Raw genomic sequence first — 14,481 nt, forward strand, 5'->3', positions numbered from 1 at the left:
GTGTGCTCCTTTTTAATGAAATGGACGTTGAATTGTAATTTCACCATAAGATAATGTTTGATGTTGACCATCTTGCATTCGTACAATTAATCCACCTTGTTGATCAATATCAATTGGAATAGCGTCAAACTCCTGTTTTCCCTGTTTAAAATGAATGATTTTTCCAAAAACGAAACAACGTTCTTTATAATCTTTTAAAAAATCTCTTTTTCCAATGGTTTGATAAATTTGATAGAATTGAGTGATTAGCTCTGCAATGAATTCATTGCGTGTTAGGTTACCAGTATGTTCAGATAATAAACTTCCAGCAATAGACTCTAATTCTACTGGAAACCCCTCTATGGGCGTTCGAAAGTTTAAGCCTATTCCTAAGATAATCGTATCAATTGTGCCATTCTCGAAATTAGTCACAGCTTCGGTTAAAATACCGGCAATTTTATGATCATCTAAGTAGATATCGTTCACCCATTTAATTTTAGGCTTTTTATCTGTTAGCTTTTCAATAGTTAAACAAACTGCAACGGCCGCTGCTGTTGTAACTAGCGTTGCATCTGTAGTCGTCAGATTCGGCTTTAAAATTAAACTCATATAAATACCTGTTTTAGCGGGTGAATAGAAGAATCGACCTAAGCGCCCTTTGCCTTTTAGTTGTTCTTCAGAAAGCACAACTCCTGGTTTTGATGGAAACTCGAGAGCTATTTTTTTTGCTTTTTGATTAGTTGATTCAATGGCTTTGAAAAGATAAAAGGGCTGATTTTTTAATTCAGCTGCGAGTAGTGGCCTAATCGCTTCACTGGATAGCAAATCAGATTCTACAGGAAGACAATACCCTTTATTTGTTGTTGCTTCAATAAGGTAGCCTTCTTTTCGCAGACTAGAAACAGCTTTCCAAATAGAAGTGCGCGAAACGCTCATTCGATCAGCTAGTTCTTGACCAGAAATGGTTTGCCCTTTTTGTTGTTCTAAGATTGTTAGTAAGTGGTTTTTTGTTGACATGTCATCACCTCATTGCTGAGTTTAAATAAATTCTGCACAATTGTCAACTGTTTTTTTATTGAAGGTAACAATGGGTGTAAGCATAAAAAATGATTAAACGATAAATGATAAAGGAGAAGGTAGGTATGAGCGAAGAAACGAAACAGATTTATTATGGAAAATTATTGAATCAAAAATGGCCAATCTATCTTGCTGCAACAGACAAAGGAATCTGTTTTGTGGGTTCTTTAAATGGAGGGAAAACAGAATTAAACGAATGGCTAAAAAAAATAAATGCTATTGATTTAGCAAAACATAATCCAGATAAACTAGCTTATTGTGTCAACCAATTAGAAGAATACTTTAAAGGTGAAAGAACACATTTTCATTTGCCACTAGACATAAAAGGAACGCCCTTTCAAGAAAAGGTCTGGGCAGAACTGTTGAATATTCCTTATGGAGGAACACTAACTTATGGAGAATTAGCAAAAAGAATAGGAAATCCTCGAGCTTCTCGAGCTGTAGGAACAGCTATTGGAAAAAATCCTTTATTGATTCTCATTCCTTGTCATCGAGTTAGTCATAAAAATGGCCAAGTATCAGGTTATCGTGGTCCAATAAATATGAAAGTCGATTTATTAGCTTTGGAAAAACAAAAAAGAAAAAGCTTGATAGTAAAGTAACTGTTTATTTTCTTTCAAAAAAAGTTGCAATAAGGATAGAAATAAGGTATCTTTAAAACGTAACAATTACGATTTGAGACTGAAAGATAAATCGCTATTGTATCAAAAAAATAGGAGTTGAAGTAACTTATGAAGAAAATTAAACGTTTGGCTATCCCAATATTAGGAGTACTATTTTTACTCTTATTAAGTGCTTGTGGAAATACAGATTCTGAGGTAGAAAAAAGCAATCAAGTAGGAAAAAAAGTGAAAATCGTAACAACTTTTTACCCCATATATGACTTCACAAAAAACATTGTGCAAGATAATGCAGAAATCTCGATGTTAATCCCGGCAGGAACAGAGTCACATGGGTTCGAACCTAGTGCAAAAGTGGTTGCTGCTATTCAAGATGCAGACGTATTTATTTACAATAGTGATGAGATGGAAACGTGGGTACCTGGTACACTTGAAGCGATTGATACAACTAAAGTAACAGTCATAAATGCAAGTGAAGGAATAGAATTTATAGAAAAAGAAGAGTCTAAAGAAGATGAAGAACCTGGCGAAGAAGAACATTCCCATGCTATTGATCCTCACGTTTGGTTGAGTCCGGTATTGGCTCAAGCTGAAGTGAAAACTATTCAAATGGGTCTGGCAAAAGCAGATAAAGAGAATGCTGCACTTTATCAAAAGAATGCTGAGAAATATACTCAAGAATTAACAGAGTTGGATCAAGAATTTAAAGCAGCATTTGAAAATGCTGAAAATAGAACATTTGTTACACAACATGCAGCATTTGCGTATTTAGCTAAACAGTATGACTTAACTCAAGTTTCAATATCAGGTCTATCTTCTGAAACAGAACCAAGTCCAGCTAAATTAGCTGAATTATCAAACTATGCTAAAAAAAATAACATTAACTATATTTATTTTGAAAATAATGCGTCTTCAAAAATAGCAGAAACATTAGCAGCAGAAGCAGACATAGAACTAGCTGTTTTAGATCCGATCGAAGGAGTGTCACAAAAAGAACAAGATGCTGGAGTGGACTACATCCAAGTGATGAAAAATAACCTTGAATCATTGAAAAAAAGTATTCAATAAGAAAAACAGATAGACCGCTAGAAGGTAGTCGTTAACTAAGAAACGTGCAAAACTAGTTTATGAAGTTTGATTAATCTCTTTCGTCTTTTTTGATGCATTGTCTTATTTGGATACTGTTTCTTAGGATGATTACAGGAAGAAAAATAGTCTTTGATTTTGTTCATATTGATCTAGTATAATGTTGAAGTGTATAAGAAGAACTTAAAGATTAGACTTAGAAAGTATGGATATAAAAAGAAAAAAGAGTAGATCCAACCATACTGTTTTGAATGAAATGAACAAGCCCTCTATTTAATCAGGATAGAGGGCTTTTTATACAGTAGTTATTTTTAATAAGAACGTTTTATTTTGTTTTTAAGGTAATAATGACTAGTTCAGGAGTATTATTTATTCTGATTGGTATAATAGAATTACCAAGTCCTCTACTAACAACCATTTTTGTGTTTTTCTTGCTATGTAGCCCTTCTGTGTATTTTGGGAAAAACCCTTGATTAGGAGCTACAAGTCCCCCTATGAATGGAATCCTCACTTGTCCACCATGTGCGTGACCGGCTAGCACTAAATTAACGCCAGCAGCGACATACTGCTCGAATTGTTCTGGTCTATGGCTTAAAACGATAGTAAAGAACTCTTTTTCTAACAGTTCGGTTAATTTAGTGCGAGTTCTTGCTCCTTGGATACCATAGTCATTCTCTCTTTCAAAAAAATCTGGATCTTGGATACCTGAGATGTGTATTTTATTCTTTTCTTTTTCTATAAAGACAGACTTATCGTCCATCATCATTACTTTTGCACTTTTTAGTTTTCCTTCTAAAACAGCATAATTTTCGATCCATGCTTCATGATTTCCAGTTACGTAATAGATGGGAGCTAGTTTATTAGCTTCCTCTATAAATTGCATAGCTTGATCAAAATTAGTATGTGAAGAGTCAATCAAATCCCCAGTAATGGTTATGACATCAGGTTTTTCTGCTTTGATTTTTTTGATTAATGTTTGTCCCCATTGACGATTGTGTAAATCTGATACTTCTGCAATTTTGAAGCCTGAAAAATCAGAGGGTATTTTTTTATTTTCAATTTCAAAATAACTAGTTGCAATAGTCAAATTTGTCCACATTACCCAAAAAATAAAAACAAAGATAAAAGTGGCAATGAGTAGTATTTTTCTTTTCATTAAAGTCCTCCTTGTTTTAGGTGAATTGTATGAATAGACTATTCATGTACCATGACCCAATAGGTTTCTTTTAGTTTACCTTTTCATTCCCTTTTTTCCAACCATCCTTTTCATATAATTCCATCATTTTCTAATTTTTTAGGGTTAGTGATTTATTTTATGGAGGTATAAACAAGCTGACGGTTGATACCTTAATCTGAAACATCAGGAAGAATAATAAATTGTGTATAAAATTGTCTGGTAAACTATTTGTATAGTGTATAGAATTCGGAAATAAGCTAGCTTTTTATTTAAATCAAGGGTATAGTTATTTTAAATTTAAATGGAGGCGTTATTTTTGAAAAAAAACTATCTTTATTTCTATTGGCACTAGTTATCCTTTTACTAGTAAATTTTCTTATAAATAAATCGAAGTAGGTTAAAATGCTTAGCTTAGTGAATGTTTCAGGAACTACATATGTTTTAACAAGTGAACCGTATAAAGAATCTTTACAATCAGATAAGATTTATCTTGTTAAAAAAAGATAGATCGATATAGCTATCCCGAAAATGACTTAGAATCGAATGATCTGGAAGTAGGAACTGAAATCTATTTACCAAAAAAATCAAAAGAATCCATTATTGGGTGTAAAAAAGAGGGTAGCTCATATGTTGCAAGGGAAAATTTAACTGGTGAATAAAAAATAAGTTTACCAATAGGAATAACTAGTGTTGAAAACGCACTGAAATGAGTATCTGGTAATAAGTTAATAAGTTGCTTTATGTGAATGAGAACGTTAGGCTTAGTTAAAATAGGATGTATACTAGCAATCTACCAGAGAACTGAGCTATCTAAGAGAACTTAACAAGTTAAACTATTTATAGCGTACCAGACGTCCTTAATAGATATTTTTTAAAAGGAGAATAGAGGAGGAATGGGTGTGAAAATAATGAAAATAGCAGTTCATTTATTTGCAATTGTACTGCTGATTTATCTTGGATTTGCCTATATCGCACAGGTTAGATATGATGGCAGCGTGTTATGGATACCTGGTATATTATTCTTTTTTGGTATTTGTTTTAATTGGTATGTTTATATTAGGTTAGTTAATAGATTAAGTAAGGATAAAGAAAATAGAGGATAGAATATAAAGTGGAGATCTCGAATCCTATTTGAACAGAGGTCATAAGAATTTTTAGATACAATAAAGGTACATGAAAACTTATTCCTTACTTTGACAAGCATACCGCGAATGGTAAGTGTATAAAGAGAGAGTTTTTTATTAATAAGGAGGATTTTTGATGAAGGAAAATAAGGTAAGCATGGATCAAGAATCTGTAAAAGTTATTATTTTTATCATACTATCTTACATAGTACCACTTGTAGGAATAGGATTTTCACTATATATATTAACTCATTCCAATATGAAAAATTATAGTGGATGGATTAAACCACTAGCACTCCTTTCTTTAGTTATCCAGATTTTAACTATTTTAAGCGCAATAATAGGTGTAATAACATTTGTAACTATCTAAATGTAGACTAAATCAACAAGTAAAGTTAGGTGAAAAAAACAGTAACTAATAGATGAAATCATATGAAAACAGTTGCTTGCTAAAACCATAGAATCAACGTCTTTAAGCTGTAAATATGAGGGGGATATGTTTTATTTTTGATAAATGATTAGGAGGTAAAAATTATGAATAAAAAGGCTTTGATTATTGTTGATGTGCAGAATGATTTCTGCGAAGGTGGTGCTCTTGGTGTGACTGGAGGACGTGAAGTAGCCAAGAATGTGGTTAGCTATATTGATCGGTTCTCTGAAAATTATTCGTTAGTTATTGGTACTCGTGACTTTCATGAGTCTGACAATGATAATGGTGGGCACTTCGCAACACTACCTGCTGAGCCTGATTTCATGGACACATGGCCAGTTCACTGTGTTCAAGAAACTGAGGGCGTAGAGTATGCAAATATGGAGATTCGAAAAATGGTTGATTGCCATATCATCAAGGGTATGGGTCGCCCGGACTATAGTGGATTTCAAGGAGTGACTGAAGAAACGGGTGTTTCTCTAGAAGACACGCTCCATTCGTTTGACATCACAGAAGTTGATATTGTTGGGATTGCTACTGATCACTGCGTTAAGGCGACTGCTATGGACGCACTGGCTGCTGGGTTCAAAGTGTCGGTTATTGCCAGTCTCACTGCTGCTGTCAGTGATGGTGAGGGAGCCTTGATTGAGATGGTTGCAGCTGGAATCAATATCTTACACTTTGAAAATGATTAATCAGTTTATCAACGGAAGATTCCCTTTAAAAATGATAATTTTAGTTGCTTTATCCGTACTTTTTATTTTAGGATTAATCCTGTTAATAAGTGGGATTAAAATGAACTATAAAAATAAATCAGCGAAGTTTCTTAGTCTTATTTTAGGAATAGTGCTTATTTTAACGACAATTTTAGGTGCGTTAGGGGTTGTGCTATTTGGTTTCAATTCTTAATAAAAATAGCATGAAGAAAGAGCGAAATACTATCTGTAAACAGTAAAATTGATGCATCCAATAAGATGAAATCGTACACTAAGAATCCTTTAATTAGAGGATTCTTTTTTTACAGTACCCTCAATGATAAAGTCGTTTACTAAACAACTAAAATCAAACAGGTGCTTTATGAAAGAAAAAACAGGCTATCGGTTACAGTTACACTAACTAAGCGTGCCTACTCCTATTAATAGCTGATTCAAAGTGAAAGTATGACTAAATGTACTCTCAATTAAATCTGTATCTTTTTGTCTAATGTGTGGTTAAATTGGCTAGTTTTTTATGGTAGACTAATAATTGTCGTAAGCAACCATCTTTGATTTATAAAACAAAACAATAAAAGCCTAAGTACTTTCACACAGTAAAGGTTGCTTTTTACTGAATGAATAAGTTAGAAAGGACTAGAAAATGAAAAGAATAACGAGTTATTATTGGCTGCCTAGTCTAGTAGGCGTACTTTTATTTATCAGCCCAGTTCCAGCAGTCTACGCGCAAGATAATAGTTTAATCATACAAAAAAATGAGTCAATCCAAACTAAACCCTTTGAAATAACGGATATATATGAAAATACGTTGATTTATACTGGCGAGATAGCTCCAGAATTAACAGTATCCTTTAGTGTTGAAAATCAAGAAGAGAGAATAGAAATCCCTATTTCCTCCAGTGGAAAATACATTATTGATTTTAGCCAATATAAAATTAAAGCTGGAGACAGCCTTATTTTCTTTGTTAGTGGAAATGAAACGGTAGACTATGAAGAACAAATTGAAAAAATTATTTTAGAAAAAGAGATTGGAAAAGAAATCATCCTTTCGCAAGAAGAGACACTAGAAGAAAAAGAATTTAAAAAAGCTACAACATTATCTGATATTCATATTGATACAAGGCGATTTAGTGGCAAAACAGCTTTAAAATCAGCTATTTATTTGATTAAAGACGGAGAGTTAACCAAGCCTGTTTATTCAGATTCAATTACTGGCGAATTTATTTGGGAATTTGATGAAAGTTTAGTAGAACGAAATGAGGGAGAGGTTCTTCAGTTTGTATTTGTATCTGATGGCATGGTGATAGTAGTAGAAAAAACACTTTTAAAACCTACGTTGGAATGGGAAATGAGAGCCGCTGAAATAAGAGAAAAGACACGATTACCCGATTTACACCAAGAGATGAAGACCTATCAAGGCAAGACTATTCCGCTTGTTAAAGTAGAAGTGTCTTTTTTAGATCAAGAACTGACTGAAGTTTATTCAGACAAGAAGGGAGAATTTGTACTCAATGGCCAATTGTTTTCTGCTATACCTGTTGGAGGGTCAATTGTTTTTAAACTAACAGATAATAAAGGTGTTTTTATTTCTATCGAAAAAATACTATTACCTGAAAAAGAACAAATAGAAACAGAAGAGTCGGAGTTGGATACTAAGCCAAAAGACGAAAGCGATAGCCAACAACCTGCCATTGAAAATAAGTTGCCAGAAGTTTCCGTAAAAGAAGATCAGTTTATTGAAGTTCCTACCTCAAAAGATTCAGCAGTAGAGGCAATGACTGTTGATTCAGAATCTGAATCATTAGAAAAAGCAACACGTACAGATCTTTCATCAGAAAAAGAGCCGGTTGAAGAGAGTGATTTTGCTATTCTAGTAACAATTATTTTAATAGGCACAATAACGATGTCAGGATTTTTGTATAAGTATTAATAAGGAATAGTGGAAAAACGGATTAGACGTATAGTCTTATCCGTTTTTTATTATTCGTTCGTTCTATTGTAGTCAAAAAACCTATCTTTAACTAAAATCAATTGGCTAGTAACAAAAGTAAATTAAATTAAAAAACGGAAGATAAAAACTTTTTTATAGTAATTATTCGTTTTTAAGTTGACTTACCCTTTATTTCTCACTTATAATGAGTTTATAGTAACAAAATACGAATAAAGGTGAGTTGGATGGATAAAATAGTTAAGATTATAAAAGGAACAGGTTTTTCTAGTATTACCGCTCAAGAAATTGAAATAATGGAAGATTATCTTTATTGTATCGATGAAAAAGGGATGATAAAAAAGCGTCTAGCTCCTTCAGATAAACAATATAATCTGTTCCTCCAGGAAGCAAAAGCGCTAGATACTTTAGTAGAATTAAAAAAAGGGCAATACTTATTACCAGGATTCATTGATTTACATATCCATGCGCCTCAGTGGGGACAAAGTGGAACAGCACTAGATATCCCGTTACATGAATGGCTAAATACGTATACCTTCCCATTAGAATCAAAATTCAAAGATAGTGTCTTTGCTGAAAAAGTTTATTCTCATTTAGTAGACACACTCTTAGCACATGGAACAACAACAGGACTTTATTTTGCAACAATCCATGAGGAAGCTAGCTATCAGCTTGCTGAAATCTGCGCAAGAAAGGGACAACGAGGATTAGTTGGGAAAATTGTTATGGATGACTTAGAACAAAATCCTGATTATTATTGTGATAAAGATACGCAAATAGCTTTGGAAGATACTGAGCGATTTATTAAACGAGTAAAAGCTTTACAACCTGAAATAAAGCAAGGCGTGTACCCTGTTGTCATCCCTCGCTTTGTTCCTAGCTGTACAGATCGTGCCTTAAAAGGATTAGGTGAATTAGCCGCAGCTTATGATGTCCATGTAACAAGTCATTGTAGTGAAAGTGATTGGGAGCATGGCTATGTTAAAAATCGATTTGGAAAAAATGATGCACAAGTTTTAAATGACTTTGGCTTATTAACAGATAAATCTGTTATGGCACATTGCAACTTTTTGAGTGATGCAGATGCTTTGACGTTCAAAGAGCAAGGAACAGCGATAGCACATTGCCCAATCTCTAATGCTTACTTTGCAAATAGTGTCATTCCAATTAAAAAATTTCATGATCTTGGAGTAGAAGTTGGGTTAGGAACCGATCTTTCAGGTGGCTACGATCCAAGTATCTATTCAGCTATTCGTCAAGCAATTATTTCAGCTAGAATGCTAGAAGATGGCGTAGATACAAAGAAATCTCCCGCAGAACGAAGCGATAAAGAGCCGTCACGTATTACAGCTAAAGAAGCTTTTTATTTTGCAACGGCCGGTGGTGGAGAAAGTTTAAGTCTTCCAATTGGCCGTCTTGCAGAAAACTATGCATTTGATGCACAAGTAATCGATACGACTATAGCACATGCTTCAATGCCTATTTTTGAAGATTCAGAACCGCTAGAAGATACTTTTCAAAAGTTACTGTATTTGACAAAACGTGAAAATATCACTTCGGTATGGGTTCAAGGCGAAAAAATAAGAAAATAGGGAGATTTGCTTAAGATATGGAAACGACTCAAACAACTCAGAAAATGCAAACAAATAGAACGATAACAGTAGGAACAACTGATTCAGTATCTTGGACACAAAGTACTCTTCTTGGACTGCAACATTTATTAGCAATGGATGTTTACGTTGTCCCATTTATCGTAGCGATGATGGTTGGTTTTTCTTCTGGACAGTCAGCCATCTTGATTCAATCTACTTTTATTGCTGCAGGAGTAGCTACTATTATTCAATCTGGTTTTTTGATGAAGATGCCCGTTGCACAAGGAGCTTCGTTTATTCCTATTGGAGCTATTGCTGGTATAACACTGGCAAACGGTGGCGGTATGGAAGGCTGGGGAGCGGCTATGGGTGCAAGTTTTGTTGGCGCAGTACTAGTAACGATTTTAGGCTTTACTGGTCTTTTTCATAAATTTATTGATTCTTTTGTTCCTTCAATTGTGGGTGGGACTATTATCTTTTGTGTAGGTCTTTCTTTAATGCCTGCTGCTGTAAACGATAATGTCTATAAAAGTGCAGTAGGAACCATTAGCCAAAATATCTTTCTAGCAGTGTTAACAGGAACGATTATGATTATTTCTTCAATCTTGGGAAGCCGCTTGTCAAAAGGTGGACGATTATTCCGAGTTGCTTCTGTCATTATTGCGTTAATTACTGGGAGTATCGTTGCGAGCTTTATGGGAATATTGGATTTATCTTCAGTAGCACAAGCAAAATGGTTTTCAATGCCGCAATTGCTTTTTAAAGACTTTACTTTTACTTTTAATTTCTCTGCTATCGTGACGATGTTGATTATTTATGTCGTTTTATTAGCAGAAACAACAGGGACGTGGTTAGCGGTTAGCAACGTTACAAAAACGCCTTTAAACAGAGGATATATCAATCGTGGAGTTATCGGTGAAGGGTTAGGTTGTATAGTGGCTTCGTTGTTAGGGACGACACCAGTAACGGGTTATTCATCTAATGCTGGAATTATAGCCATCACTGGTATTGCAAGTCGTCGTGTATTTATAGCAGCTGGAGGACTATTTATTGTTTTTGGCTTATCTGGTAAACTCTCTGCTTTAATTTCGACTATTCCTTCTGCCGTTATTGGTGGAGTTTTTGCACTTGTGTGTGGGGTTATTGCAATGAGTGGCTTTCAAATCATAAAACAAACACAAATTGGGCAAAAAGAAATGTATGTTATCTCTATTCCTATTTTATTGATAATAGCCTTATTGTATTTACCAAAAGATTATTTAATGAGTTTGCCAACAATGATCCATTATTTGTTTAGTTCTCCCATTGCGATAGCTTCAATAGCAGCTATTGCCTTAAATAAGTTGTTACCAGCTGATTAATAAATAGACTAACGCTAAAAAATAATGAGTTAATTTTTTATTAAATCCCTTATTCCGTTTAAACCAATAAGTCTAAAAATAGAATTTATTTTTTCTGTTTTTAGGAATGGCTTTAAATGGTAAAGGGGATTTTTTATTTTATTATTTTTTATGAATAGAGAATGGTATAATATGGATGAATGAACGTAATTTCAAAAGGAGATAAAAGTGTGGCCAATATCAAAGAAGTAGCAAGACTTTCAAATTGTTCAGTAACGACAGTGTCTAGAGTATTGAATCATCATCCACATGTATCAGAAGAAAAAAAACAGCGTATTTTAGCTGTCATTAAGGAACTAGACTATGCTCCTAACAGCCAAGCAAGAGACTTGATTCTAGGAGTATCAAAAAATATTGGGGTAGTTATTCCTAATGTGAATCATTCTTATTTCGAAAAAATTATTAGCGGAGTAATTGAGTCAGCATTTGAAATTGGCTATTCAGTGACACTTTTGCCTACTAACTATAATCCTGAAATAGAAAAAAGCTACTTTGAACAATTGAAAACTAAGAGATTTGAAGCGCTAATATTAACATCTAAAAGTAACTCATTGGCAGAAATCGAAAAATATACAAAGTATGGACCGATTATTTGTTGTGAAGATACAAAAGATTATGCTATTTCGAGTGTTCATGTCGATCGTAAAAAAGCTTACACGGAGGTATTCGCTTCTTTAAAAGAGATGGGCTATCAGAATATTGGAGTGACCATTAACCGTAGCGAAGAAGTTAGTGCAAGTTCTAAAATTAATAGTGAAAGCTATGAAGACGTTTTTGGAGTATCCATTGAAGGTAAGATTGTGCGTGATTGCTCAACAATGGAAGATGGAAAAAAAGCAGCAGATTATTTTTTTAACAGTGACCAAGAATTTGACGCCATTGTGACAAATGGTGACCATGTTGCTAGCGGTATTTATAAGTATGCTAAAGATCGCCACTTGAAACAGCCATTATTGATTGGTCAGGAAAATCTAGCTATTAGTGAAGTTTTATCTTTTACGACAGTAGATTTTCATCTGAAAGAAATCGGAAGTGCAGCTTTTCAATTAGCAGTAAGTGGAGAAGTGGCAAAAAAAGTTTTCCCCTATACCATCATCAAAAGGTCGTTCAATTGCAATGTATAAATCGTTAAATGAAGATTGATTTAGAGGGAAAATAAAAAAACAAACAGATATGCTGAATTTTTTTGTTAAATAGTATAGAATGAGTAGATAGATAATAACCTAACTAAATAGACAGATAGAGGTGCGATTTTTAAGAGTACGGTAACCCAAAAAAGGCAAAGGGGTATCAGAAAGGGAAAATCGCCGAAGTGACTAGTGGGGCCAAGCTAGTAGTTGCTGGTTTTGAATAAAATATATTCAAGACTGTCATAAAAATCAAGTATTCGATTCTTATGGAGGACTATCAACAAAAGGGTCTGCTTTTTTGTAGTTAAATACACTAAAAAGATACCTTGAGTTGAGTAGACTCAAGGTATCTTTTTAGTGTTTTTTATTTAATTTAGAGAGGAAGTTGATGATGAAGAAGAAAATTGGATTCATAGTGGCAATAGGTTTGTTGGTAATAACGGCTGTTAATGCAGATTTTAGTGGAGAAAATGGAACAGAAGTTTATTATGGTTTATTCACATTAGTTCCACCAGTAGTTGCCATAGTGTTAGCATTTATAACGAAAGATGTTATTATTTCTCTTTTTATAGGCGTTTTCTCGGGAGCTTTTGTGCTCCATCTAGCTAATCATAATTTTCTCGTTGCTTTTGTTCAAGCCTTTTTAAGCGTAGTCGAGTATGCCTTAACTTCGCTATCAGATCCATGGAATGCAGGGATTATTCTACAAGTACTAACCATTGGCGGCTTGATTGCACTAATGACTAAAATAGGAGGAGCTAAAGCTGTGGCAGCTGCTCTATCAAATAAAGCTAAAGGGCCTAGAAGTGCTCAAGTGATTACATGGATTTTAGGGGTATTAATGTTTTTTGATGATTACGCTAACTCATTGATTGTCGGACCCGTAATGCGTCCAGTTACTGATGAAAAACATATTTCACGAGAAAAATTAGCTTTCGTTGTAGATGCAACAGCTGCACCAATTGCAGGGATTGCATTGATTTCTACATGGGTAGGGTATGAAGTAGGCTTGATAAAAGATGGGTACGAATCCATTGGTCAATCAGTGAATGCTTATGGTATTTTCATCCAAACACTGCCTTATCGGTTTTATAATTTCTTGATGTTGGCTTTTGTTTTAGCAACAGCTTTATTATTAAGAGAATTTGGCCCAATGTTAAAAGTAGAAAAAAAAGCTCGTACAAGAAAAGAGAATGAATTTGATGATTTCACTTTAGAAACGTCAACAGAAATGGAAGATATGGAACCTGCAGAAGGAGTCAAGTTATCGATATGGAATATGATTGTTCCAATCGGTACATTGATTATTGCAGCATTTATTGGATTTTATTTCAACGGATACAATACTGTTATGGAAGGTGGAGAAACGGCAACGATTGCTCTATTAGAAAATAGTCCGCTATCCTTTTTAGCTATTCAAGAAGCTTTTGGTGCATCTGATGCAAGTATTGTCTTGTTTCAAGCAGCCTTATTAGCAAGTTTGGTAGCAATGGCGATGGGTGTTCATCAAAAAGCTTTCACGTGGACAGAATCGGTAGCAGTTTGGATTAATGGGATGAAATCATTAATTATTACTGGAGCTATTTTGTTATTGGCCTGGTCGTTAAGTACCGTTATTGGTGAGTTAGGTACGGCAGAATTTTTAGTTTCATTATTATCTGATTCCATGCCACTATTTTTATTGCCCTCAATTATTTTTATTTTAGGAGCTGTTACATCGTTTGCAACAGGAACATCTTATGGCACAATGGGTATCTTGATGCCGTTAGCGATTCCGTTAGCAGCAGCTTTGTCAACAGATCCAGAGTTTGTTATTATGACTTCAGGAGCTGTTTTGACTGGAGCAATCTTTGGAGACCATTGCTCACCAATTTCTGATACAACCATTTTATCTTCTATGGGGGCTGGCGTAGATCATCTAGATCACGTTAAGACTCAGTTATTGTATGCATTAGTAGTTGGAGCTATTTCTGTTTTATTTGGTTTTATTCCCGTCGGTTTAGGCTTATCCATCTGGATTGTTATGCCAGTAGCCTTAATGGTTACAATTGGAGTTGTTTATTTCTTTGGTACACGAGTAGATGAAGTCGTGGTAAAAGATCCTATTGAAGAAAATTAACTAATCAAACTCTCTTCTCATTTTATTGGGAAGAGAGTTTTTAATGAATCTGAGAGAAACCGCATTTATTATGGTGTCGTATTGCC

13 protein-coding genes and 1 riboswitch are annotated in these 14,481 nt (G+C 34.2%); of the genes, 11 read left to right on the forward strand and 2 right to left on the reverse strand.

All coding sequences use genetic code 11. The features are described 5' to 3' along the window. Positions 1–12 precede the first annotated feature (12 nt). On the reverse strand, positions 13–996 hold the full coding sequence (locus tag ACMHYH_RS01045) for a biotin--[acetyl-CoA-carboxylase] ligase (RefSeq protein ID WP_414839552.1): 984 nt from the start codon (positions 994–996) through the stop codon (positions 13–15). A gap of 125 nt (positions 997–1,121) precedes the next feature. Here ACMHYH_RS01045 and ACMHYH_RS01050 point away from each other — a divergent pair, with 125 nt between their 5' ends. After that, positions 1,122–1,658 carry a methylated-DNA--[protein]-cysteine S-methyltransferase gene (locus tag ACMHYH_RS01050; RefSeq protein ID WP_414839553.1) on the forward strand — a complete coding sequence of 179 codons (537 nt, stop codon included), beginning with the start codon at positions 1,122–1,124 and terminating at the stop codon, positions 1,656–1,658. A gap of 129 nt (positions 1,659–1,787) precedes the next feature. Next, a complete protein-coding gene (locus ACMHYH_RS01055) occupies positions 1,788–2,744 on the forward strand; it encodes a metal ABC transporter substrate-binding protein (RefSeq protein WP_414839554.1) in 957 nt (318 codons plus the stop codon). Between the two features lie 343 nt (positions 2,745–3,087). On the opposite strand, the gene ACMHYH_RS01060 is transcribed toward ACMHYH_RS01055, so the two are convergent. Then, positions 3,088–3,918, reverse strand: coding sequence for a metallophosphoesterase (locus ACMHYH_RS01060; RefSeq protein WP_414839555.1), 831 nt, complete (start codon positions 3,916–3,918; stop codon positions 3,088–3,090). Positions 3,919–4,847: 929 nt separating this feature from the next. Here ACMHYH_RS01060 and ACMHYH_RS01065 point away from each other — a divergent pair. From ACMHYH_RS01065 to ACMHYH_RS01105, 9 genes are all read left to right on the forward strand, one after another. After that, on the forward strand, positions 4,848–5,042 hold the full coding sequence (locus tag ACMHYH_RS01065) for a gauf-3-monomer (protein WP_414840319.1): 195 nt from the start codon (positions 4,848–4,850) through the stop codon (positions 5,040–5,042). A 157-nt stretch (positions 5,043–5,199) separates the two neighbouring features. Beyond that, a complete protein-coding gene (locus ACMHYH_RS01070; protein WP_414839556.1) occupies positions 5,200–5,433 on the forward strand; it encodes a hypothetical protein in 234 nt (77 codons plus the stop codon). A 164-nt stretch (positions 5,434–5,597) separates the two neighbouring features. Continuing rightward, entirely contained in the window at positions 5,598–6,188 is a 591-nt protein-coding gene (locus ACMHYH_RS01075; RefSeq protein WP_414839557.1) for an isochorismatase family protein, read from the forward strand. After that, entirely contained in the window at positions 6,181–6,402 is a 222-nt protein-coding gene (locus ACMHYH_RS01080) for a hypothetical protein (protein ID WP_414839558.1), read from the forward strand. The genes ACMHYH_RS01075 and ACMHYH_RS01080 overlap by 8 nt, the downstream gene beginning before the upstream one ends. A gap of 447 nt (positions 6,403–6,849) precedes the next feature. Then, the gene (locus ACMHYH_RS01085; RefSeq protein WP_414839559.1) at positions 6,850–8,136 is read left to right on the forward strand and encodes a hypothetical protein; all 1,287 of its coding nucleotides are present in this window, start codon (positions 6,850–6,852) and stop codon (positions 8,134–8,136) included. A 245-nt stretch (positions 8,137–8,381) separates the two neighbouring features. Further along, entirely contained in the window at positions 8,382–9,746 is a 1,365-nt protein-coding gene (gene guaD / locus ACMHYH_RS01090; RefSeq protein ID WP_414839560.1) for a guanine deaminase, read from the forward strand. Between the two features lie 17 nt (positions 9,747–9,763). After that, entirely contained in the window at positions 9,764–11,107 is a 1,344-nt protein-coding gene (locus ACMHYH_RS01095; protein ID WP_414839561.1) for a uracil-xanthine permease family protein, read from the forward strand. Positions 11,108–11,316: 209 nt separating this feature from the next. Next, complete coding sequence (locus ACMHYH_RS01100; protein WP_414839562.1) at positions 11,317–12,270, forward strand: LacI family DNA-binding transcriptional regulator; 954 nt, start codon at positions 11,317–11,319, stop codon at positions 12,268–12,270. 108 nt (positions 12,271–12,378) lie between these two features. After that, positions 12,379–12,561: riboswitch (Lysine riboswitch) on the forward strand. Positions 12,562–12,667: 106 nt separating this feature from the next. Beyond that, positions 12,668–14,395, forward strand: a complete 1,728-nt coding sequence (locus tag ACMHYH_RS01105) for a Na+/H+ antiporter NhaC family protein (protein WP_414839563.1) — start codon at positions 12,668–12,670, stop codon at positions 14,393–14,395. Positions 14,396–14,481: the final 86 nt, after the last annotated feature.

This window comes from Carnobacterium sp. TMP28, assembly GCF_047553015.1.
Classification (GTDB): domain Bacteria; phylum Bacillota; class Bacilli; order Lactobacillales; family Carnobacteriaceae; genus Carnobacterium_A.